Raw genomic sequence first — 23,174 nt, forward strand, 5'->3', positions numbered from 1 at the left:
TAAGGCAAAGGCATAATGGTAATTAACAATTAACAATTAACAATTAACTAATTACTAATCACTAATCACTAATCATTAATCACTAACGTAGAGGAAGCCGACCTGCCAAATTCTTCTGGGGCATAGTTGAGGTGTGCTTGGGCAGGGGGCCATAAATAGGTTCCTGGTGTAACTGAGCGCACCAGATAATGTAAATTATAGACACCAGCCTCCAATCGATCGGCATAAGCCACAATGCGATCGCGATGGATTTTCTGATAATCTATTTGCCAGCTATCCTGTTGAGCTTGGAAGTAAGGAGTAGCAGTTTGGAAACTAGTATCCACTGCTTCCAACCCAGCTGGTAAGGGATCTTCGATCACGACATGATCCACTGGATGATCGGTAATCACCTCCACGCCAATATCAAACACTTGTCCTGCTGGTACTGTTAATGGGTCTTTGAGAGCATACAGTCCAATCTTTCGCAACACCTTTTCCTGATTAGCGGGACGTATGGTCTTGTTTACTCGTAATCCATTAAACCGACCGGGTTGATTGCCTTGTAAGCGATAACGATAGCTGGTTAAGTAGTGTAGAGTCCCTGAACCAGATTTTTTGACAATCAGGTCATGGCGACCTCGGGGTAAGTTATCCATGGTAACCTGAATCGATTGACTAGGTTTCTTATACCCCTGGAACTGGGCTGAGCCAAGTTTTTTCCCTGCTAGTTGCACCGTTGCTCCAAAGCTGGGGGGTGTAGGCTGTAATCGACTATAGTCTACTAAGGCACTCAAGGCTTGGGCATTATCGTAGCTAGTTTGCCAAGTGCCATCTCGCCGTAACTCTAATAACCCTTGTAATAGTTTACTGCGAACCTCGGCTGAACTGTTTTGGGCAATAAATAGACGCAAGGCTTGAGCTTGTGCAGTAGTAGACGAATCCAGCCAACGCCAGCTTTGGGGTAAATTTATCCGAGCTGAACGCCCAGTTTGATAGATGCTTTCCTGAAACTGATTAACTAGAGTTTGGGCTTGGCTCCGCCACTGACGAAACTGTAATAAGTAACGCGCTAATTTAATCTGAGTGACCCGGTCGAAGTTACTGCTTTGTTCATAAAGGTATCCTAGGAAGTCACTGCGGGTTTGACCGAGTTCTGCTAATCCCATCAGTGCTTCCAATCGGACCTTACTCTTACACACTACGCTCTTGCAATAATCATACTGACCAGGATTGGCCAATATTTTCTGCAAGTAGTTCTGGAGACGGCTCACCATCCCGGAATCTACTGATAATCCTGCTGCTTTTGCCCGAGCTAGAGCAGTAGCAGCATAGGGAGAGACGAAGGGGTCTGAGGATTTTTGTCCGGGCCATCTGGCAAAGCCACCATCTGGTCGCTGAAGTTTTTGTAACTGTTTGATAGCGTCAGTGCCTTTTTGGCTAGGGTTAAACTCAGCAAAGGTCTGACCATATTGTTTGCCGAGTATTTCCAAATTGGATGCGATCGCTAATTTACTTGCTACCGGTTCTAAGAAGGGTAAGTCTTCGTTACCCAAGACTTGCTTAGCCGGAGCAGTAATTTCAGGAATCAGAGTACTAGCCAGGGAAATCTCTAACCCTCCGCTGTCAGGTACCACGTTACTAGCTATATTCACTGGGATTTTTACTTGATTCCTGGTTACTCCCGATTCCACCACTTGCTCAGTAATGTCAACGGGTTTGACAGCTAAAGGCACTTCAAACCCATCTTGATTACCATTGAGCTTAGTCGTAAACTTGACTTTAGCTTTACCCAAGTTATTGGCTACCATCGGAAAACGATAACCACTGGTTCCGGTCTTGGCTGAGGTTTTTTGATTCAGCGTAGGCCCTTTACCACCATCAAACTGAACCCCACCGGTCAGTTGTGCATTAATCTGTAAATCTCCCGTTTTCCCAGTATTATTAATTAGCGCTATCCCAGCTTTAAAGCGATCGCCTGGACGAGCAAATTGAGGTAATACTGGATTAGCCATCAGCCGCTTGGTGGTGATAAAGGTAGCCTGGCCATTCCCAAAATGTAGGTTGCCATCCGTTGCTACTGCCATCACCCGCCAAGTGGTTAAGTTATCTGGTAGTTTAAAGGTTACCCTTGCTTTACCATTGGCATCTGTTACCAGTGAACCATTGTAGTAGGCTAATGGTTTAAATTCCGTGCGAATCCGAGTACTAGCTGCGCCAGAAGACCTTCCTCCACCATAGCCCCAGCCTTTGTCCATCATTCGCATCGCTAGCTTTTCTAGCACCACCTTAGGACGGTTATCACTGAAGCGAGTGGAAATATCTTGCTGAGCATACACGGTCTCTACTAAATCCGGTACTTGGTAGCCACTCAGTTGCAAGATGGCTTCATTGACAACCATCACGGTAAACTGTCCCTTTACTGGTTTACCCTTAGAATTTTGCAATGATAATTCCACTGTTTGCTTAGCACCAGGTTCAATGGACTTAGACTGCAATGTCTCTGTTACCTTGAGATAGTTATCATCCAAGCTGGTATTAAAGGGAGCAAAACCAATCCGCACCAGATTTTCTACACTCCCTGGCTCCACTTGGGATAGGGGTTTGCCTTGGCGCACTACTACTGCTTCTACTGCTGCATTAGGTACCATCTCGGGAGTGACTTTGAACTTAATCTCTGGCGCACCCCCTTTAACTTTTACTACTTTGCGATAGAGAGTATTGTTCCGAACTACTGAAAAATACAATTCCCCTTCAGGATAGGGAGATTGAATCAAGGCTGTAGCTGTTTCCCCCGGCTTATAGCTATCCTGGTCTAGTTTGATATCCAGGCGAGAGTTATCATAGCGAGACCCCCAGTACACTGAGTTTCCACCGGTTGCCCAAATTTGTAAGTCTGTTGCTGCTAAGTCATTTTTACCTTTAGCAAAATTAGCGCGAATTCGATATGAACCGGATGAGGGAGGAGTGAGCTTGATGGATTTCGGACTACTACCGGAACGGACAGTTACCTCTTTAACGGTTTTGTATTCTACCTGATTCTTTTCTCGCTGACTCCCTGCCAACACCTGGGTAACACTGCTGTATTTCATTTCTTGCAGTTCCAGGCGTACTGATTGTCCTTTAATTAATTTACCGGTGGGGTCAGTAACAATCACTTCTACAGGGAATGGTTTTCCGGCATCCGCCACCCAATCCCCTTTTAATCCAATTAGTTTATCGCTAGGTAAAGCTGTAAATGTTTTAGAATCGGATACCGACAGATTCGAGACATCGGTAACTTGGGAATCTACCCGGTAAGTCATGGGATAGGGCAGGTCTTTCGTCACCGGAATAGTTAGACTACTTTCCCCAGACTCACTCAAGGTTTGATTAGTTTGGAGGACATCACTGGTAACTTGCGGTCTTTCCTGGGGCCAAAACCATTGCTGACCAAAGGAAAACTCTTCCCATCCTTCTGGAGAAAAGTAGACGGGGGTCCGGGTGACATAATAGGCAACCTTTCCCCCATCTACATTTGAACCAAACCAATAATTTCCTTGGACATTAGCGTCCACCTTCTCGCCCATGTTAGCAAATTTTTGAGCAAGGGTAAGATCAACTTTGAAATTAGGAGGATTAAACTCAGCTACTCGGAAACCACCTGAGATTTCTCTGCCATTGCTTCCCCTGGCCTGGACGGTATAGAAACCTAGGGGTTGATTCTCTTTCAGGGGTAATTCTAGGGAAAAGGTACCAAATTCATTGGTTTTCTTAGTGCCTAAACCTGTCTTCTTACCATTGGGTTCTACCAGGGTGACCTGATAGGAGGCATTTTTGTCTTGGGTGAGGTTATCTTTTTCTAGATAATAGGCTGCTGCAGTGAACCAAGCCTTTTCTCCTGGTTGGTAAAGCTGTCTGTCTGAGAAAATAGTGCCTCGGGATTTTGGTTTGCCATTGTCCCAGTCTGAATAAATCCCGTAGCCATAATACCCACTATATTCATTGGTTCGAGTAAATGCCCAGTCTTTGCCTTCTTTAGCAATTACCAGTAATTGCGGACCTTTAGTGAAGCGCGTTGCCCCATTCATACATTGACGTAGAGCTTGGCTGTTTAGGGCGATGGTGCCAGTTCTGTCAGTTTTTGCGATCGCACAGGGTTTTGGTGAGCCTCGATAGGAAGCATTGAGCTCAGACTTATATATCTCTACCGTTGCTGCTGCTGGTGAGCCATCGGACAGATGATTCACTTGCACCAAACCGGAATCAGGGAACCATTGCGCAAACACTCCCAAATTGGTCAGCTGCACCATGCCATAAAAGGTTGGTTCCCACCACTTTTCGTTTCCATTGCCATCCTGATAGCGATTGGTTTTCGCTTGCACCCCATAGGCCAACATTCCCGTTGGACCTCCCAGTCGTTTCCTCAGGGAAACCGCGATATTAGTGGTTTTATTTTTCTTTCCCGCTACCCGGAAACGTTCCCATTGAGTTGGCTTCGGTAATAAATCATTGCTCTTGCCACTCGGATAAGCGGAATCTTTATAGACCAAGTCAGTAGGTTGAACAATGCGATAAGCGGCTTTATACTCCGGTTGCGGTAAATTGACTGTAGAAATATTCAACTGTAGGGACTCGGAATTGCGTTTTAGGGTAGAGGGAAAGATATGCAAATCCGAGGGAGCCCAGATATCCCCTGCTAAATCCCCTGTTTCGTACTTAAAGGTTATTGGTTCACCCAAGGTTTGCCCAAATTGGTCAGTGAGATTAGCACCGAGAGTAACGGTATAGGTAGTTTCTGGTTCTAATGCCCAAGGATTAAGGTTAACGAATCGATTGCCATCATAAGCTTGCACCAATTTGGGAGCTTCCTTGGGAGCAGGCTCAACCGTAATATTCTCCATGGCGGAAGAGGCCAGCAAACCATTATTAAATTCCAACCGAGCTGCCCCTTTCACAAACCGTCCATAAGCGCCTCCCGCCTCTGGCTGTCCGTAAAATGTGGTTTCCTGATAGGTCAAGGGGTCAAAGGTTTTGACTTGACTAACGAAAGGGGTTTCGGTCGCGATATTGCCGCGAGCGGGACGCACACCAGGGGCAAAGGCTAATTTGTAATCGGTAGCTTTAGTTAGGGGTTGCTTAGGGGTGATCGTATAAATCCATGGCCGCAAGGAGGGGTTAAATTCCTGAGCGGGTTGCCTATACTCTGAGGAAACATCCTCTTGTTCTTTAAGGGCTACATCTAGCTTGACACTCTGAGTCTGACCTTTTGGTGTCATGGTCAAGTGCTCGTTTACTGAAGCGAGATCCAATTGAGTATTGGAGGTAAACTCTAACTTAGGCTCCAGGGCAATCGGTTGTGGTTCGGCTTCTGGATTCCTCTGAGTTGCTGGCAGATTGGTTAACTGGATCGGGGCAGTATTGAAGGTCCAGGCTAAGTCTTGTTCTAGACTATGATTGTTTAGGTCAGTTAATCCAGCTTTGAGGGTAACTTGGACACGAGTGGCTAGAGGCAGAGCTTGGTCAGCTTGGAATCCTACCATCCGTGGGGTTAAGAAACGAAATTGCCCAGGGATAGGGGGTATGATTTCAAATTTCTGTAATATTTCCCGCTGATTCGGACTTCCCAAGCGTTCAACGGGAATCAAGGGGTCTTTGAAGCGAATCCGAATTTGAGAGAGGGGCTCAGCTATGCCGATGGGACTAATTTGCTCAATCCACTCTGGGATTTGAGGCATCGGTAGGGGAGCTACTGCTGGTAAGGGTTCAAACCCTGAAGTTAGTTTAGCGCTATCACAGCTTATTATACCTAGGATGAGAGATAATCCCAGTAATAACCCTATGGCTGTTTTAATTACCCTACCCATGGCGTGCCTAGATTTTCCTCTTGCAGCTTCCACTATTGATTAAAGCTCAGATTTTTTAATTTGGCAGGATTGTGCTAAGTTTCCGTGACATACTCCCAACGCTAATTACTTCGCTATCGCTACGTAATATAGCCTGGGCTTCTCAACTTGCGAGAACTTGGTGCTTCATTGGTAATCCTACGATTCTTCCTCCACACCCAGCTTGACCGCTAGACCTTCAACGGCTGCAATACCTCTATTTACGATAATTTTGCCACTAGCCACATCGCGAGGCATGACGATCTGACATTCTGGACAACTATGTATTCTGACACTCAAGTCTTTAGGCACATCAGCCCCACATTCAGGACAAAGTTGACTACTGCCTTTAGCATCAACTTTTTGATAGTAAGTCCCAGTCTTGCGACAAACCCAATCCAAGATATTCAAGAATTGACCAGGCGCACTATCCAAGACGTGCTTGGCAAGCATACCTTTGCTCAATCCCAAAATGTTCAAATCTTCAGCAAAGATCCTTCCTGCCTGACGGCAAAGATGATGGCTAACTTTGTAGTGAAAATCTTTTCGCTGATTACCAATCTTTTCGTGCAGCAAAGATATTTTGTGTGTCAAAGCTTGATAAGATTTACTTCCTTTTTGTTTCTTACTCAATCTGCGTTGCAGCCATTTAAGCTTGCTTTGAGACTGAATGTAGAACCGAGGATTATCAATCAATTCACCTTGGCTGGTAGCGACAAAACTGGAAATCCCCCAATCAATACCCAAGGGTTCACCATGAGGCATCGGATCGGGGATAGATATGTCAGAATGCAAAATCAGTTGAGCATACCACCCCGAAGCTTTCATCAGGACTCGAACCTGCTTGATAACAAATCCTTTTGGAATAGCTCGATGCAGAACAATCGGCATCTTACCAATCTTAGGGAGTTTGATTTGCCACCCAGTAATCGGATTCGATTTGAACTGAGGGAATACAAACGAACGATAACGTCCAACCTTCTTGAAGCGTGGAAACCCAAACTGTCTCTGTTGTCTAATCTTAAATGCTCTATCAAGTCTCTTGAGAGCATCTTGAAGGACTTGAGAATGTACAGCCTGAAATTCACGAATGCTTTTCTTGGCGACTGTCAGTGCGTTCTGTTGTTTGTAGTAGTCAGGATATGGTTCGTCAGCAGAGATAATATATTCCTGCCTGAGACTACAAGCGTCAACTCTACACTTACGGCTATTGATCCAGTCTTTTCTTTGTCGTAGTGCGTAATTATAAACACGCCGACATTGTTCGAGCCAATCAAGCATCTTTGCTTCTTGGTCGATATCTGGATGAATGCGATATGTGTAAGTCATGCTTTCCATACAAATAGTCTAACAAATATTGCCGTCTTGTTAGACTATTTATCCGATTGCCAATTATCACCCCATCGAGGGTTTCAATTGGCTTGGCTTGTCCATGTATCCCAACGCCAAATCAAAGATTTCGCGCGCGGACTTATAGCCCGCCAAACCCCCCAAAAGTTAACTCGTCGGGGTAGTGCTGGTGTAGTAGGTTAGGGCTTTTTGGTGGGGTGCCTCCGGATCACATTAAGTCACTGTGAAACTCCCGAAAACCCAAAATACAATCACTTTGTTTACGGCAGTGACTCACAAGCGATACCATCTTTATCACGGTCTAGCCGGTGGGGGTCGCCGGGAAAGGCATCAAGCACCTGTTGGGCTTCAGCTTGAGTACTGAAATCTGAACAATTGCAATCTGAATTCACGCAATTGGGCAATTCAGGTTGTACAGGAGACGAGATAGGTGTTGTGTTACTAACCATCTTGGCAAAACGAACCTCAGATAAGCCAATCAGACTTGTCGGTCCATAGTTGGAGACAACATCGATTCTGGCAAACTGAGCTTCCACATTAGGAAAAGAGAAGATAGTAGCCGGAATATTGGTTGCAGGTCCTTTAGGCAGAGTTAGGGTTGAAGATTCAAAAACTGGATCACTAAAATCTGAATTGTTAGAGAGAACTAAGATAAAGTCTTTGATGCCCCGATTAGTTGCCGTTGTATTGAAAGCATTGTAATTCCAGAGGGCTAGTGTATTGAATAGGACTGGGCTGCCAAAGTCAAAGTCAAAGTTGACATCAGCTGCGGTTGCACAATGATTTAGCTTAGCTGAGAGAAAGTTAGCTGAATTTCCTCCAGCTACGTGGAGTTGATCCAGTTCCGTGCCGCTACCAGTCAGTCCATTGCCATTGAAAATGTTAGCTACAGCTCCAAAATTAGGTGTGAACGAGCCATTATTTAGGTTAACAAAAGCAGTTGGATGTAGGATTTCAACCTGAGAACCAGGGCTGGAGATGTTAGAATCTGTTTGGGCTAGGGCTATATCGGGGTAACTAGTCAGTGATGCTACTATCGAAAGCATCAACAGAACTGTCATCACAAAAGCTTGAAAGCTTCTCAGGAAAATTTGTTTCACTATTCTATGGTTGAGATTACTTTAATGACTTTACGTGAATTTGTCTAATTTTTCAAGCCCCTTACATAATTCAATTGTAGTATTTTGTCACACAAAAACCGCCAGGAAATTACCAGAATTTTTTTTAGTATAAATCATCATTGTTTCCTTTGCGGTAGTTGTCTGATTCATCGGGATTGAACTAGAGGGGAAAACTAAGGTTGGCAGCAAATATCCCCTCTTTTAGACGTTTTTTATGGTTTAAGTCCCGATATTCCCAAACTAATCAATTCCCAAAATAATCCCCAAAAAAACATCAATCCCTCTCCCTATCCCTGACATCCGTTAAGCCATCCGTTGCCAACAGTACCTTATTTCGAGTGCTCGGAGTAATCTTCAGAAGATTCAGGGTTCAGCTCCCAGCGGAGGTGATCACGAACCTCTAACTTGTCTCGAGTTTGCACAGCTTCACCATCAACTGAAGAAATCCCCATGGACTCCAGCAAGTCTTCAGTTACATTTTGGTCAGGAGTGGGCGTTTGTCCTCCAACTGCTTCTTCCCCCACTACTTCAGCCTGATACCAATTATCATAAATATCGCCACCGGTCACATTGCCACCGGATAGTTTGCTAATTCTCAACTTCTCCAAGGTGCGTCCCATCCCAGTGTCACGGTCAACCACACCCTCAAAAATCCGGTCAGGGTCTTCTATTCCAGTCAGGTCTGCTAACAAGACTTCTTCAGTATTACGGTTGTGAGTATACCCTTCCTCTCGGTTGACAATTTCATAAGAGTTGACTACATCGTTGTTCTTGTAATCTTTCATAATCGTTACTCCTGATTAGTGTCATTGTTTGATTCATTAAAATTCTCCTTATAATTAAATTATACTGCTAAAATAATTAAAATTCACAAGCACTCTCCCCATCACCATCACTCCCTTCACCCCAGCATTATCAGGAATATAACGCTATGCTATCAGTTAGCAAAACTATGAAACATTACTCAATAAATTGTAAACTTATCGCTGCTTAGCCCTTAGCTACAATGGTGGCCACCTAGAAATCATGGCTGCTTCCCCTGAACATTAACGTTTTAAAAACGTGATGGATCGCTTTGTTTAAAGCTTAGCTTAAGCATTGAAAATTAGGAGTTTTTTTTAGGTTAAAATCCTGGTTGGGTTGGGGGTTACGCAATTTCACTCCTCTTTACCAGTCACAAATGGAAGTCTGGCTTGGTCATCCCCATAATCTACCTCTAATGTTGACTGCTGAAACTGGCATCCCAGGCACACTGATCTTGAGTGGATTAGTTGGCTCGATTATGGTTCAAGGTATCCAACTATTAAGGCTTTGGTCAACCGTTGCGACCCCTACCACTAGACAAGATTGGCATCAAGACAAGTTAATTTTGTTCAGTTATCTGGTGGCTTTTGGCAGCTGTACTCTATTCAATCTGCTGGATGTAACTCTGTTTGATTTTCGGGTTAATACCTTGGGGTGGCTGTTGTTGTCAGCAATTCGTGGCGTGGCATGTCACATTTAACCTACCTGAGTTCTATATAAGGGAATTGGCTAAACCTTAGTTGAAAAGGAGTCGTCTAAGCACGAGTCAGGATAACCGCTCCCATGCTCCTTAGAATACACGAAGTTAACCTTGGTTTACCGGAATTGTCGGGTTTTGTGTGAGGATTAAAAGCTCAGCATCCTTCCAGATGTCACAATAATCGAAAGCGTTGTCTAACCAGTTAGGATAAAACTGCGGTGGCAAAAGATCGGGTCAGACAAAACATTAGGAATCCCCAAAGCTCAAACCCCACGAGCTATTACGAAATACTGGGATTGCACCCTAGTGCATCACCCATAGCTATCCGACGTGCCTATCGGCAACTCAGTAAGCGCTATCATCCTGATACAACCGACTTACCCACTGAAACTGCCACGATTAAATTCCAAAAGCTGAACGAAGCCTATGCTACCCTGAGTAATCCAGAGCGACGAGCAATGTATGACCAAAAAATTGGTTATTCCCGCCTCAATGTTATTCAGCCACCCCCTAGTTTAAACAATCCAGTTAATCAAAAGCCACCAAGATCCTCGTCCTCAGCTTACCTTGATCCCACTGACCGCCCCCTTTCAGCTGGGGAGATTTTTGTCTTATTCATTTTAGGAGTAACCTTTTTAGGCTGCTTACTACTAGCGATAGCTATTGGATTAACCCAAGGTGAATCTGCTCTGCTAATTTCTAAACCCAGTGGTCATGATTTGCTTACCGTACCCCAGATTAATTCTATTCAACAGGCGAAACCTGCTAAGTTGGATAGTCAAATACCGGTTAATAACCAATCAGCCCAAAATCTCCAGATAAACCATTCCTAAGAATAACTGATCAAGAATAACTTAGAATATTAATTATAGTTAATCCCTTATAATTATGGTTAATCCCTTATAATAGGGTTGATACCATAAATTTTAATTGTGTTAATTGTTAATTTAAAATTGTCAGGTGACCATTGACAATTTTAAATTTTATACTGATGTACCACCAATAATTATAAATAGTTAATCGGACTCGATATGACACTTCCGCCAGGTGATACCCCCTTGTATAACCACCCTCTACCTGAAATAGAGAGGTGGCTGAAAAGACTAGGATGTGAACAAGACAGTAAGGATCTACATTGCTGGCGTGTTGATCGACCTACCTGGAAAGCAGAACTTTGCCTTGAGGTAGAGGAGTTAATCGTGCGCTACCTCAAGTCTGGGGAAGATGGACAAGATATTCAACGATCGTTCAAGTATTCCCTCAGCCGCAAAGATATAGAAGATGCAGTTTTCTGTGGTCCTTAGTCGGTGAAGGGTCTGCTTGAGTTGAAAGTTAGAAGGTTGTTCGCGTAGCGTGGCCGAAAGGCGAAGGTTAGAAGGTTGAAGGTTGAAGGTTGAAGGTTTAATGTTGAAGGTTTAATGTTGAAGGTTAGAAGGTTAGAAGGTTGAAGGTTGAATGTTCCAACTATAGCAGTTTTCAATGGGGTGAGGTACCCCACCCTTTGGGTTTGAGGGAGTAGGGAGTCGGGTCAATGAAAATTGAATGTACCTCATAACTATGAGAAATGCTATAGCTTTTATCAGCTATAACCTTGAACCTGAAACCTACTCTACGGTAACGCCAAAGGCGAACAACTAAAAAACCTTTAACGAAAAAACCTACCCTACAAGGGACGCCAAAGGCGAGCAACTAAAAAACCTATAACCATCGTTCAACTCCAAGGGGACTCCCGTTATACCCGCGCTTCATGCGCGGGAGACGGGGCGTATAAAGTGCTCCCGCAGGTGACCCAAACAGCCCGGAGACGAAACCTTAAAATAAGGCAGCCTTAATCATGGAGGCGCGCTTTCCATAGGCGAATTAAATTCGCCATGGGTCGCGCCTCAAAGTTTTAACCCTTTTCAGCCAAGCCTCCCAACCATAAAGGCTGCCCCAGCGAGGGATTGCTCGCTGGGGTAACTTCTGACCCTTGGGAATTGGAGACTGGATCTGTTGCGTGTTCTGTAGATTCCCGCTATAATAGTAGTGTCGGGAGCGGGAATACTGAATGATAACTCAAGTTAATAATCTTCGTTTGGACAAGCAACAGTCTGATCCTCTCAGGCAGATGTGTCACTTGAGCAAAAATATGTTCAATGTGGGACTTTATAATGTCCGTCAATACTTTTTTCAAGAACGGAAACATCTACGATACGAAAGTAATTATCACCACTCAAAAGATAATGAAAACTACAAATTATTGCCGACTGATATTGCTCAACAGACCTTAAAGATTGTTGATAGATCCTTTAAGTCTTTCTTTGGTCTGATCAAACTTAAATCTAAGGTCGGTTACCAGAAAAAAGTCAAGATTCCAAATTACCTTCCCAAAGACGGGTACTTCATTCTTGTTATCCCTATAAGGAAGCGTGACTGGAGTAAACTGCCGGAAAAAAACTGGGTATTTACTGTCCCTATGTCTCGCCAGTTCAAAAAAGACTATGGAATAGTTCAGTTTACTATTCCAGAAAGGCTTAGATCTAAAACAGTTAAAGAAATCCGAGTTCTTCCTAAGTAGAACGCTAGGTACTTCGATGTTTGCTATTGCTATGAGGATGACCCTGAAACCCAAGTTGAGCAAACTGGTGAGGTCTTAGGAATAGATTTGGGGCTTGATAATTTTGCTACGTGTGTTAGTACTACTCAGAAGTCATTTATTATTGACGGTAAAAGAATCAAGTCTGAGAATCAGTTCTATAACAAACGCAACGCCAAACTTCAGTCTATTAAGGACTTGCAAGGTATTAAAACCTTAACCAATCGACAGGCTAGGCTATTAAGAAAACGTAATCACAAAATCAGAGATTTTACCAAAAAAGCCGCTAGATATGTTGTAAGTTGGTGCAGACAGAACAAAATCAGCAAGATTGTTATCGGGTACAACCCTGACCTAAAACAGAGGGTCAATATGGGCAAGCGAAACAATCAAAAATTCACCCAAATTCCGATTTATATGTTCAAATACAAGCTGGAAAGCCTCTGTCAACGGTATGGGATTGAGTTGATCGAACAGGAGGAATCTTACACCAGTAAAGCATCTAGCTTGGATAAAGATGAATTGCCTGTATGGAATGCTGATAACCCCAAAAGTTACACATTCAGTGGGAAAAGAATAAAGCGTGGATTATACCGGACTAGTAAAGGTTGGCTGATCAACGCCGATTGCAACGGAGCATTAAACATAATTCGTAAACATACAAGTAAGCCTGATGATTTTATTGGAGGGTTTAGAGGCTGTTTGGCTCAGCCATTAAGAGTTTTATGCTCTTAAGAATCCCTCACTATAATCGCGTGATTTAGTGAGGGAGTGTCAATCTTAGACTTTTCCAAACCGACGTTCGCGCTGCTGATAAGTAGACAAAGCACGGTGAAACTGTCCACGGTCAAAATCCGGCCATAGGGTATCTGTGATGTAAAGTTCCCCATAAGCCATTTGCCAAAGCAGGAAATTGCTCAAGCGCATTTCCCCACTAGTGCGAATTAGCAAGTCTGGGTCACAGACATTGGCAGTGTAGAGATGGCGTGAAAATAGGGCTTCGTCAATGTCATCTGGTTGGATGTGACCAAGCTGTACCTGAGTAGCAATGGCTCGACAGGCTTGTATAATTTCCTGGCGTGCTCCGTAGTTAGTAGCCACAGTAAACTGAATGCCAGTATTATTGAGAGTTTCATTCATAGAGTGCTCAATTTGTGCTTGCAACGATTGCGGTAAGGCGGTCAAATTTCCCACAAACTGAATCCGAACATTCTCCTCCATCATTTCTTGAAGTTCTCTAGCCAAAACCCGCTCAAACAAGGTCATCAGAAACTCCACCTCTTCTAAGGGGCGTCCCCAGTTTTCTGTAGAAAATGCATAGGCGGTCAGGGCTTTGATTCCCCAATCATCACAACAACGAAGTAGTTTTTTGAGAGCCTCCACCCCTTGCCGATGTCCTATAACCCGAGGTAGTCCTCGGCGTTTTGCCCAGCGACCATTGCCATCCATAATCACTGCCACATGCCTAGGCAAACGGTCTGGTGAAAGGTCGCTTGGTAATTTGTTTAGGATAGTTTGCATAGCAGTTATTTTTTCTCTTGAGACGTTGATGATGGAAGACGGAGGAAACGTGAAACTAGCACCCGTCCCTGGGACTTGAATTGGCGACCTAGGTTGCGTAGACCTGGAGCAACTACCTCACGATCCACGACTGGGGAAAATCGTTCCTCTAGCAATTGTTTGAGTTTTGTGCTAGTTAGTGGTCGGTACAATCCTCCTTTTTCCGCCAAAGAAATTGAACCCGTCTCTTCAGATACAACAATACAAAGGCAATTTTCGACACGTTCTGTAATTCCCATCGCAGCCCGATGGCGGGTCCCCAGCTTCCGAGAGGCTGTGCGCTCAGAAAGAGGCAAAATTACCCCCGCAGCTACAACCCGAGAGCCACGAATTAATACCGCTCCATCGTGTAACAACGTAGTTGTTTGGAAAATGGTTTGCAGTAGTTCTTTAGAAATTTCAGCATTTAGCTGAACACCCGGTACAGAAACATCCCGCTCATCAATTGGACCATTAGTTTCTAAAGTTATCAAAGCGCCAACTCGATTTTGAGACAACTCTTTGACCGCGTCTACGATTTCATTGATTACACTGTCAGGCTTAGGAGTGGGACGTCGTTGTCCTTGAAACAACTGCACAATCTCTCCTCTACCTAACTGTTCAAGAAATCGACGAAACTCTGATTGGAAGATGACAGCCATTGCCACAGCTGAGCCAACCACCAACTTTTCTAGCACAAAACTCAATAGCGTCAACCCTAACCTATTACTTACTGCTGCGGCTAACATCAGGACAATTAGCCCTCGAACCATCCATAATGTGCGGCGCTCCCCAATGATGAGGAGCACAAGATAAGTAAGGGCTAGAACCAACCCAACATCGATGCTGTGAAGCAACAATGACTGAGCCCAGCTATGGTCAGTAACAGGACCCGGCAACGGAGGCATTGAACGTTCAGGAAAGAATTAAGGATGGAGATGGAGTCGAACTGGCTTGATTTTAGCGTCAGCCAAGTGATTAGCTCTTAAAAAGTTAATGGTTAATGGTTAATGGTTAATGATTGGCGGTTACCCAAAAGTCAACCACCAACAACCAACAACCAATAGCTTTTAGCTTTTAGCTTTTAGCTTTTAGCTAATTTCTGCTCTGGGTCTGAGTCGTTCGGGCAAACGATCTAGGCGAATTAAATCTTGGTAAGTTTCCCGCTGCACAATCACTTGGGCTTCTCCGTCCTTGACTAAAACTGCTGCTGGTCTGGGTAACCGATTGTAATTAGATGCCATGCTGTAATTGTAGGCACCAGTAGCCATTACCACCAAAATATCTCCTGGCTGAGTTTGAGGTAGGGTGGCATCTTTAATCAGAATGTCCCCTGATTCACAATGTTTACCAGCAATTGTGATTTTTTCGGTCAGGGGAGCTGACATCCGGTTGGCAACGACAGAGCGATAAACGGATTGGTAGGTAATGGGACGCGGATTATCTGACATACCTCCATCAACTGTCAAGTAAGTCCGGATTTCGGGGATGACTTTAGAACTACCCAAAGTGTAGGCGGTGACACAGGCTGGACCAACAATGGAACGCCCGGGTTCCGATAGCAGTTTCGGTAGGACGAGTTGCCGAGAAGTGCAAGCAGCAACAACGGAGTCACAGACTCCCTTGACCCAATCATCAATACTAGGGGGGTCATCGGATTCTAGATAACAAATCCCTAAGCCTCCTCCTACATTTATCTCTTGTACTGGCAAATCGTAGTCAGCCGCTTTAACAATACACTCCACTAGCACTTTCGCCAGATCTTGATGGGGTTGCCTCTCAAAAATCTGAGAGCCAATGTGGGCGTGTAAACCAACAAAGTTGAGGGTTGGGTGTTGGCTGATAAAGGTAAAAACTTGATCCCAGGTATCGGGATCAAAGCCAAACTTACTGTCTAGGTGACCAGTGCGGATGTAATCGTGGGTGTGACACTCGATCCCTGGGGTCAAGCGAATCATGATCCGGATATTCTCTTGTGGTAAAGAAGCCAGGGATTTTAACTCCAGCCAGTTATCCACTACGATGGTGCAGCCACTCTCGGTAGCTAGTTCCAGTTCACTGGTAGATTTATTATTGCCATGGAAATAGAGTTTGTCAGCACTAACACCAGCTTGTAGAGCAGTGTAGAGTTCACCACCAGAAACCACATCGATTCCGAGGCTTTCAGAGTTTGCGATCGCACAAATTGCTAAACAATTCCAGGCTTTAGAAGCGTAGAGAACCAGGGATTCTCCGGGGTAGTAGTTAGCAAAGGCTTCCCGATACTGATGGCAAGCAGTTCTAAAGGTTACTTCGTCCACAATGTAAAGGGGGGAGCCAAATTGCTCGACTAGAGTCGTCACATCGCAACCACCAATTTCCAAGCAGTCACGGCTGTTGACTTTGGCGGTTAGAGGTAGCAGTTGCTGATTCGGTGAGGGGTTTGATCCACCATTGTTTGAGTCTGGAGTGATAGATGAATCGAGATACTGAAGCCCTGAATTGTGAACCTCAATGGGTTGAGTCGATAGCATTATGTAATTATTTTCCTGATTTTGCTTTACAGTTGGAACTTGCGTCTCGTTAATCAGTGTACAATTGAAGGCTGTGACTGTCTTAAAACTTAAACCCCTCAAAGCAGAGCACCTAAGTGCCGCAGTGGCACTAGATCAGCTGTGTTTTGGTGGACTTTGGACTCGGTCGGGTTACGAGCGAGAGTTGGATAGCCCCAACAGTCAGTTGTTGGCTTTGGAAGCTCCTCCAAAAGGGGGCAAAAAACCAACTTTGCTTGAAGGCACAGGTGTTCCCATCACCTCATTACCCAATTGCCTGGTAGGCTTAGGTTGTTTTTGGTCAATTTTGGAGGAAGCCCATATTATTATTCTGGCAGTGCATCCTGACTACCAACGTCAAGGTTTGGGTCAATTACTGCTTTATTCATTGCTACAAGATGCTAAACAGCGTAATTTAGAGTGGGCAACCTTAGAGGTGAAACCATCTAATCAAGCAGCACTGGCTCTTTACCAAAAGTTCGGCTTTACTGAAGCTGGACGACGTAGGAAATATTATAAAGATACTGGGGAGGATGCTCTGATTTTATGGCGAGGGGGTCTGAAAACCCCTGAATTTGAAAAAACAATGGCCGATTGTTACGAGGAAATTAAACAGCGCTTGGCAGAGATTGACCTGGAAATTGGTTAATGGCTAATCGCCAGAAATGGCTGGGAAGTAAGTAAATAACTGTTTCAATTGCTGCGAGTTGTGTAAAAATCAACAGTGGGCTGATTTACCTGTGCTAGAATCAGCTTACACGGGCATGCAACAGGTGATGGGAATACGCCATGTTTGAACGCTTTACAGAAAAAGCCATTAAGGTGATCATGCTGGCTCAGGAAGAAGCACGTCGCCTAGGTCATAATTTCGTAGGCACAGAGCAAATCCTCCTGGGTTTGATTGGAGAAGGAACTGGCGTAGCTGCCAAGGTCCTCAAATCTATGGGCGTAAATCTCAAAGACGCTCGGATTGAAGTTGAGAAAATTATTGGCAGGGGTTCCGGCTTCGTTGCTGTCGAAATCCCCTTTACCCCCAGAGCAAAGCGGGTTCTGGAGCTATCCCTAGAAGAAGCTCGCCAGCTAGGCCATAACTACATTGGTACAGAACATCTGCTACTTGGGCTAATACGGGAGGGAGAAGGCGTAGCGGCTAGGGTTTTGGAAAACCTAGGAGTAGACCTGTCTAAAGTCAGAACCCAAGTTATCAGAATGTTGGGTGAAACGGCGGAAGTCACAGCAGGAGCCTCTCAAGGTCGTACAAAGACTCCTACTCTCGATGAGTTTGGCTCGAACCTAACCCAGATGGCTAGTGAAGGCAAGCTAGATCCAGTAGTAGGACGGGAAAAGGAAATAGAACGGGTAATCCAGATATTGGGACGCCGTACCAAGAATAACCCAGTATTGATCGGAGAACCAGGGGTAGGAAAAACTGCGATCGCAGAAGGCTTAGCCCAACGAATCGCTAACAATGATGTTCCAGACATTTTGGAAGAAAAGCGAGTCGTTACCCTCGATATTGGCTTACTGGTTGCTGGAACCAAATACCGGGGTGAGTTTGAAGAACGCCTGAAAAAAATTATGGATGAAATTCGTCAGGCATCTAACGTAATCCTGGTGATTGACGAGGTTCATACCCTGATTGGTGCAGGTGCAGCTGAAGGGGCAATTGATGCGGCAAATATCCTCAAACCAGCCTTAGCAAGGGGAGAATTGCAGTGCATTGGAGCGACAACTTTGGATGAGTACCGCAAACACATTGAGCGGGATGCAGCCCTAGAACGTCGTTTCCAACCAGTAATGGTCGGTGAACCGTCAGTAGAAGAAACTATTGAGATTCTATACGGCTTGCGGGAGCGCTACGAGCAACACCACAAATTGAAAATTTCCGATGAGGCTCTCGAAGCAGCAGCAAACCTCTCAGACCGTTATATTTCCGACCGTTACCTGCCAGATAAGGCCATTGACCTGATCGATGAAGCAGGAAGCCGAGTGCGTTTGATTAACTCCCAGTTGCCCCCAGCAGCAAAAGAGCTAGATAAAGAACTGCGTCAGGTCCTCAAAGAAAAAGATGATGCGGTACGCTCCCAGGACTTTGATCGAGCTGGGGAACTGCGCGATCGCGAAATGGAAATAAAGGCGGAAATTCGCTCAATTGCCCAAAGCAAGAAGAGCGAATCTCGGGGTACTGATGAAAGCCCAGTTGTAGATGAAGAGGACATTGCTCACATCGTTGCCTCTTGGACTGGTGTGCCGGTACAAAAACTGACTGAATCAGAGTCAGAGAAACTACTGCACATGGAAGATACCCTGCATCAGCGCCTGATTGGTCAGGAAGATGCGGTTAAAGCCGTTTCCCGAGCAATTCGTCGAGCAAGGGTAGGCTTAAAGAATCCCAACCGTCCTATTGCCAGTTTTGTCTTCTCTGGACCTACAGGGGTTGGTAAGACAGAATTAGCTAAGTCATTGGCAGCTTACTTCTTCGGGTCTGAAGAAGCCATGGTTCGCCTAGATATGTCCGAATACATGGAGCGCCATACGGTAAGTAAGTTGGTAGGTTCGCCTCCTGGATATGTGGGCTACAACGAAGGTGGTCAACTAACTGAGGCAGTGCGACGTCGTCCTTACACAGTAGTGCTGTTCGATGAAATTGAAAAGGCACACCCAGATGTGTTCAATATGCTACTGCAAATCCTAGAGGATGGCAGGTTGACTGACTCCAAGGGTCGGACGGTAGACTTTAAGAACACCCTGCTGATCATGACCTCGAATATCGGTTCCAAGGTTATTGAAAAGGGTGGCGGACAACTGGGCTTCGAGTTCAGCGATAATCAAGCAGAATCCCAATACAATCGAATTCGGAATCTAGTGAACGAAGAACTTAAACAGTACTTCCGCCCAGAGTTTCTGAATCGTTTAGATGAGATTATCGTCTTCCGTCAGTTGACCAAAGAAGAAGTCAAGGACATTGCCAAGATTCTGTTAAAAGAAGTGTTTGGTCGTCTGTACGAACAAGGCATTACTCTAGAAGTAAGCGATAAATTCAAAGACCGTTTGATCGAAGAGGGTTACAACCCCAGCTACGGTGCCAGACCATTACGCCGAGCAATCATGCGGTTGTTGGAGGATGTGCTGGCAGAAGAAATTCTGTCCAGTCGCATTAAGGAAGGAGATATTGCCTTTGTTGATGTCAATGAAGAAGGTAAGGTGCAAGTCAGTCGTAAGGAAAACCGAGAGCTTTTGCCTCAAGGAGTTGAGTAAGTGATTGTAGGGTAAAGCCCCTAATTATCCTGTGCTAACTCCCCTTAATCCCCCCTTACTAAGAGGGGGGAAATTTTTGGCATTGTTTATTACAAATTACCAGAATAAGTACGGAAGAAGCTAAAAAAGTGCTACCAGTATTAAAGTAAGCTATCAGCCGTCAGCTATCAGCTATCAGCTAGCAAGCGCTTTAACTACACGGGGTCGGATGAGTAAAACGAACAGGGATTTTCAACCAGCGATACCAGCACCCCCCAGCTTGTTTACTACCTCCTGTTGATGAGTCATGATAGCTAAGGGTTGATAGCTGAATGCTTACGTATTAAAAATGGCACGATAATAGTTTATAGGATAATGGAAGACTTTTTTAAAAATGTATCTCGTTACCCACGCTATCTAATCAGTATTACTCTAGGGATATTCTATTCCCTGTTTTTGCTGGTAAAACCACTACTGAACCGCCCCCTAACTGCGATCGCATTAATTGGCATAGTCGTGGGAGTTTCTCTATTCTTGGTTTTCACCCTACGTGGCATGCTCGGCTTCAGTCCGGTTTAGATTAGGTTTAGACTAGGTTTAGACTAGGTTTAGACTAGGTGCGCGCAGCTTTCGATGATGCCCATACTTTAACAAAGGGAACGTCATGACTACAAATCGCCGTGTTTATCGGGTTTCCTCCCTAATTCAACAGGAGGTTAGTCACATGTTGCTTAACGATATCAAAGATGACCGGGTCGGTAGTGGGATGGTTAGCATTACCAACGTTGATGTCTCTGGCGACCTGCAGCACGCTAAGATCTATGTCAGTATCTATGGCACTGATGAGGCAAGATCTAAAACAATGGCTGGATTAAAATCAGCTACAGGTTATGTCCGCCGAGAACTAGGTCGGCGGATTCGCCTGCGCCGCACACCAGAGGTCATGTTTATTGAAGACCGTGGTCTCGAAGGAGGCGATCAGATGCTGAACTTACTGAATCAGCTTTCTCAAGAACGCCAGAGCAAGCAACTCGAAGACGATATTTCTGGAGCACAAGCTTGAATTCTCTCCCAAAGTCACTGCCTGATCTAAATAACCTTTCCCTAGCAGAACAGGTGGCGCAAATGGTAGTGGTTCGAGCATCCGGCTACCTATTTGATCACCAAATTCAGTATCCGATTTGGGAACCCCCAGCCCAGCAATTGCAGCGTTGGTTGCAAGAGTTGGGTATTGGGGGTGTTATTTTACTAGGCGGGAGTGCTGTGGAACTCGCCCTTAGGTCGAAACAACTCCAAGAGTGGGCAAAAATTCCCTTACTGATCGCTGCTGATATTGAAGAAGGTGTGGGTCAAAGGTTTGCCGGTGCCACCTGGTTTCCCCCACCGATGGCACTGGGAGCCATTGCCCAAAACGATCCTGAGCCAGCTTTGCAGTATGTCCGTACTATGGGAGAAATCACCGCTACTGAAGCGTTGGCCATTGGGATTAACTGGATCCTGGCACCAGTTGTTGATGTCAACAACAATTCCCAAAATCCTGTTATCAATGTCCGGTCGTTTGGTGATAACCCTCAAATCGTTAGCCAATTGGCTTCTGCTTTTATCGAAGGAACCCGACCCTATCCAGTCTTAACCACTGCCAAGCATTTTCCCGGTCATGGCGATACCGCGACAGATTCCCATCTGGATTTACCAATCTTGCCCCACTCACCACCGCGACTAGCTACGGTTGAATTGCCTCCCTTTACCAATGCGATCGCTGCTGGGGTAGATGCCATCATGACCGCTCACCTCCTAATTACAGCTTGGGATGACCAACACCCCGCCACCCTCTCTGAGCGAATTTTGACTCAACTGTTGCGCACAGACTTGGGATTTGAAGGACTGATTGTGACTGATGCTCTAGTGATGGGGGCAATTGCTAATCGCTATGGTGCCGATGAAGCCACAGTCATGGCTGTAGAAGCCGGTGCTGATATTCTCTTGATGCCCGTTAATCCCGAAACAGCAATTGAGGCAGTCTGTCAAGCAGTCGAACAAGGACGGATCTCACGGCAGCGGATTCAGGCATCAGTAGAGCGCATAAGTCGTGCAAAACGTAAAGTGGGCTATCACTCTCAAAGAGAGGGTTTAGACGAACACTCCACTGCACAACAAATAGCATCTCTACAAAACCCCCTCTCACAACCTGTCCTGGAGTCGGGCTTAGACGATGATCCAGCTCAACAACCGATAACATTTCAACCCAACCCCAATTGGCTCTCGCAACTAGCTCAACCAACCACAATCACGACTGTAGCCGATATTCTCCAGGCTTCCCAGATAACTAGAGGTTTTCTAGCTTTATCATCAATACCCAGCAGCAGTAATCAACCGTTACGTAATCTAATTTTGGTCGATGATCTCTTAGCTTGTGACTTTTTGGGACAGCATACACCAGCAGTCGCTTTACCAAGAAGGCTGGGTTACAAACTCCAACTGGTTGATAGTCACACGACCCTACCTTCGGAAGTAGTCGATAATCCTGTTGGTGCTAAAACTACTCTGCTACAGCTATTTATCCGAGGTAACCCGTTTCGGGGTAGTGCTGGATTGACAGCAGTAGCTAGGGCATGGCTTAAGATGTTGTTGAAAACTGGGGATTTACAAGCTCTCGTGATTTACGGTAGTCCTTATGTGTTAGAGCAGTTCCTGCCAGAGTTGCCACCGGAAACACCATATGTATTTTCTTACGGGCAGATGCCAGCAGCTCAAGCGATCGCTCTTAAAGCATTGTTACCCGAAAGCTCAACAATAGATACTTTTGTGAGATTTATTTAATTTTTAGGGAGTTTTAAGCTAATTTTTGCCAATTTGCCCCTCTACAGCTTGAGCAGAGGACAAGATGAAGATGAACTACTCCAAAACCTATAGTAATTAGACATTTTAAAATAACCACTAGTATAACAGAAGCATATAGCCCTGGTCAAGTAATAGGAGTTGACAAAATCACCAATCCAATATAGAAAACCACCGATAATTCCAGCTGTACTCCTATCCCCCATCCCCGGATTATTAAGAGACTATTTATAAAGTAAATCTTAAGACAGCTAGAGTAATGAATATGGGTGGGTTAAGGCGGACAGCTCTGTTAAAGCGATGCAGCGAGGTAGCGCGGTCAAAGGAGGCCACCCCATGAGCGACTACCGGTGCGCTCATGGGGGTTTCCCCCACTCGCGCTTTGCATAAAGAGAGACTTGATCAGCTTTCACAGTACTCGCCCCCTATCCCACCCTAAGCAAGGATTTAAGCTTTATTTAACAAACAGCCAATAAAATATATCCCATATTCTGATTACTTAACCAATGGTATCTGGGGGTGGTCAGACGGGTTTGGCAGCCAGGTAGTCCTTAGAGAGACAGGGGGTTTGAGAGAAAGGTAGCTCCTACAGCCAATGACCAATGGCTCAGTCATAACCCAGTAGGCATTTTAGCT

The 23,174-nt window shown here is 45.1% G+C and carries 15 protein-coding genes and 2 pseudogenes; 9 read left to right on the forward strand and 8 right to left on the reverse strand.

The window, feature by feature from the left end:
* Positions 1–68 precede the first annotated feature (68 nt).
* The 4 genes from F6K38_RS02550 to F6K38_RS02565 all read right to left on the reverse strand — a co-directional run bounded on the left by F6K38_RS02550 (position 69) and on the right by F6K38_RS02565 (position 9,099).
* A complete protein-coding gene (locus F6K38_RS02550) occupies positions 69–5,825 on the reverse strand; it encodes an alpha-2-macroglobulin family protein (protein ID WP_287356003.1) in 5,757 nt (1,918 codons plus the stop codon).
* Positions 5,826–6,002: 177 nt separating this feature from the next.
* A complete protein-coding gene (locus F6K38_RS02555; RefSeq protein WP_287356005.1) occupies positions 6,003–7,172 on the reverse strand; it encodes an RNA-guided endonuclease InsQ/TnpB family protein in 1,170 nt (389 codons plus the stop codon).
* 281 nt (positions 7,173–7,453) lie between these two features.
* Positions 7,454–8,293, reverse strand: a complete 840-nt coding sequence (locus F6K38_RS02560) for an excalibur calcium-binding domain-containing protein (RefSeq protein ID WP_287250374.1) — start codon at positions 8,291–8,293, stop codon at positions 7,454–7,456.
* A gap of 350 nt (positions 8,294–8,643) precedes the next feature.
* Entirely contained in the window at positions 8,644–9,099 is a 456-nt protein-coding gene (locus F6K38_RS02565) for a DUF6335 family protein (RefSeq protein ID WP_008177584.1), read from the reverse strand.
* A 341-nt stretch (positions 9,100–9,440) separates the two neighbouring features.
* Here F6K38_RS02565 and F6K38_RS02570 point away from each other — a divergent pair.
* The 3 genes and pseudogenes from F6K38_RS02570 to F6K38_RS02580 all read left to right on the forward strand — a co-directional run.
* Positions 9,441–9,818 (forward strand): annotated as a pseudogene (locus tag F6K38_RS02570) (O-antigen ligase family protein); the annotation flags it as partial.
* 218 nt (positions 9,819–10,036) lie between these two features.
* Complete coding sequence (locus tag F6K38_RS02575; protein ID WP_287356006.1) at positions 10,037–10,651, forward strand: J domain-containing protein; 615 nt, start codon at positions 10,037–10,039, stop codon at positions 10,649–10,651.
* 198 nt (positions 10,652–10,849) lie between these two features.
* Positions 10,850–11,122, forward strand: coding sequence for a DUF3143 domain-containing protein (locus F6K38_RS02580; RefSeq protein WP_008179948.1), 273 nt, complete (start codon positions 10,850–10,852; stop codon positions 11,120–11,122).
* Here F6K38_RS02580 and F6K38_RS02585 read toward each other — a convergent pair.
* Positions 11,119–11,316, reverse strand: coding sequence for a hypothetical protein (locus F6K38_RS02585; RefSeq protein WP_131827220.1), 198 nt, complete (start codon positions 11,314–11,316; stop codon positions 11,119–11,121). The two genes, F6K38_RS02580 and F6K38_RS02585, sit on opposite strands and share 4 nt — an antisense overlap.
* A 549-nt stretch (positions 11,317–11,865) precedes the next feature.
* Between F6K38_RS02585 and F6K38_RS44010 the strand changes: the two are divergent.
* Positions 11,866–13,128: pseudogene (locus F6K38_RS44010) on the forward strand (RNA-guided endonuclease InsQ/TnpB family protein).
* A 45-nt stretch (positions 13,129–13,173) separates the two neighbouring features.
* Here the strand turns inward: F6K38_RS44010 and uppS are convergent.
* The 3 genes from uppS to lysA form a co-directional block, all read right to left on the reverse strand.
* Positions 13,174–13,923: an undecaprenyl pyrophosphate synthase gene (uppS, locus tag F6K38_RS02600; RefSeq protein ID WP_044492301.1), complete on the reverse strand. Its 750-nt coding sequence runs from the start codon at positions 13,921–13,923 to the stop codon at positions 13,174–13,176.
* On the reverse strand, positions 13,920–14,840 hold the full coding sequence (gene cdaA / locus F6K38_RS02605) for a diadenylate cyclase CdaA (protein WP_008179944.1): 921 nt from the start codon (positions 14,838–14,840) through the stop codon (positions 13,920–13,922). Before cdaA ends, uppS begins: the two co-directional genes overlap by 4 nt.
* A gap of 183 nt (positions 14,841–15,023) precedes the next feature.
* Complete coding sequence (gene lysA / locus F6K38_RS02610; protein WP_287296166.1) at positions 15,024–16,445, reverse strand: diaminopimelate decarboxylase; 1,422 nt, start codon at positions 16,443–16,445, stop codon at positions 15,024–15,026.
* Between the two features lie 73 nt (positions 16,446–16,518).
* On the opposite strand from lysA, the gene rimI reads away from it, so the two are divergent.
* The 5 genes from rimI (at position 16,519) to F6K38_RS02635 (ending at position 22,520) form a co-directional block, all read left to right on the forward strand.
* Positions 16,519–17,112 carry a ribosomal protein S18-alanine N-acetyltransferase gene (gene rimI / locus F6K38_RS02615; RefSeq protein WP_229420234.1) on the forward strand — a complete coding sequence of 198 codons (594 nt, stop codon included), beginning with the start codon at positions 16,519–16,521 and terminating at the stop codon, positions 17,110–17,112.
* Between the two features lie 140 nt (positions 17,113–17,252).
* The gene (locus tag F6K38_RS02620; protein WP_287265798.1) at positions 17,253–19,721 is read left to right on the forward strand and encodes an ATP-dependent Clp protease ATP-binding subunit; all 2,469 of its coding nucleotides are present in this window, start codon (positions 17,253–17,255) and stop codon (positions 19,719–19,721) included.
* A gap of 354 nt (positions 19,722–20,075) precedes the next feature.
* Positions 20,076–20,279, forward strand: coding sequence for a DUF751 family protein (locus tag F6K38_RS02625; protein ID WP_071106700.1), 204 nt, complete (start codon positions 20,076–20,078; stop codon positions 20,277–20,279).
* Positions 20,280–20,364: 85 nt separating this feature from the next.
* Positions 20,365–20,763 (forward strand): 30S ribosome-binding factor RbfA, encoded by a 399-nt coding sequence (gene rbfA / locus F6K38_RS02630; RefSeq protein ID WP_071106699.1) that lies wholly within the window; start codon positions 20,365–20,367, stop codon positions 20,761–20,763.
* A complete protein-coding gene (locus F6K38_RS02635) occupies positions 20,760–22,520 on the forward strand; it encodes a glycoside hydrolase family 3 N-terminal domain-containing protein (RefSeq protein WP_008179932.1) in 1,761 nt (586 codons plus the stop codon). Before rbfA ends, F6K38_RS02635 begins: the two co-directional genes overlap by 4 nt.
* Positions 22,521–23,174 lie beyond the last annotated feature (654 nt).

Source organism: Moorena sp. SIO3B2 (genome assembly GCF_010692525.1).
Taxonomy (GTDB): Bacteria; Cyanobacteriota; Cyanobacteriia; order Cyanobacteriales; family Coleofasciculaceae; genus Moorena; species Moorena producens.

What these genes read in the sequence shown, in the direction of transcription:
- F6K38_RS02550 (WP_287356003.1), bottom strand. Translation starts at nt 5,825, where the DNA reads ATGGGTAGGGTAATTAAAACAGCCATAGGGTTATTACTGGGATTATCT.
- F6K38_RS02555 (WP_287356005.1), bottom strand. Translation starts at nt 7,172, where the DNA reads ATGACTTACACATATCGCATTCATCCAGATATCGACCAAGAAGCAAAG.
- F6K38_RS02565 (WP_008177584.1), bottom strand. Translation starts at nt 9,099, where the DNA reads ATGAAAGATTACAAGAACAACGATGTAGTCAACTCTTATGAAATTGTC.
- F6K38_RS02580 (WP_008179948.1), top strand. Translation starts at nt 10,850, where the DNA reads ATGACACTTCCGCCAGGTGATACCCCCTTGTATAACCACCCTCTACCT.
- cdaA (WP_008179944.1), bottom strand. Translation starts at nt 14,840, where the DNA reads ATGCCTCCGTTGCCGGGTCCTGTTACTGACCATAGCTGGGCTCAGTCA.
- lysA (WP_287296166.1), bottom strand. Translation starts at nt 16,445, where the DNA reads ATGCTATCGACTCAACCCATTGAGGTTCACAATTCAGGGCTTCAGTAT.
- F6K38_RS02620 (WP_287265798.1), top strand. Translation starts at nt 17,253, where the DNA reads ATGTTTGAACGCTTTACAGAAAAAGCCATTAAGGTGATCATGCTGGCT.
- F6K38_RS02625 (WP_071106700.1), top strand. Translation starts at nt 20,076, where the DNA reads ATGGAAGACTTTTTTAAAAATGTATCTCGTTACCCACGCTATCTAATC.
- rbfA (WP_071106699.1), top strand. Translation starts at nt 20,365, where the DNA reads ATGACTACAAATCGCCGTGTTTATCGGGTTTCCTCCCTAATTCAACAG.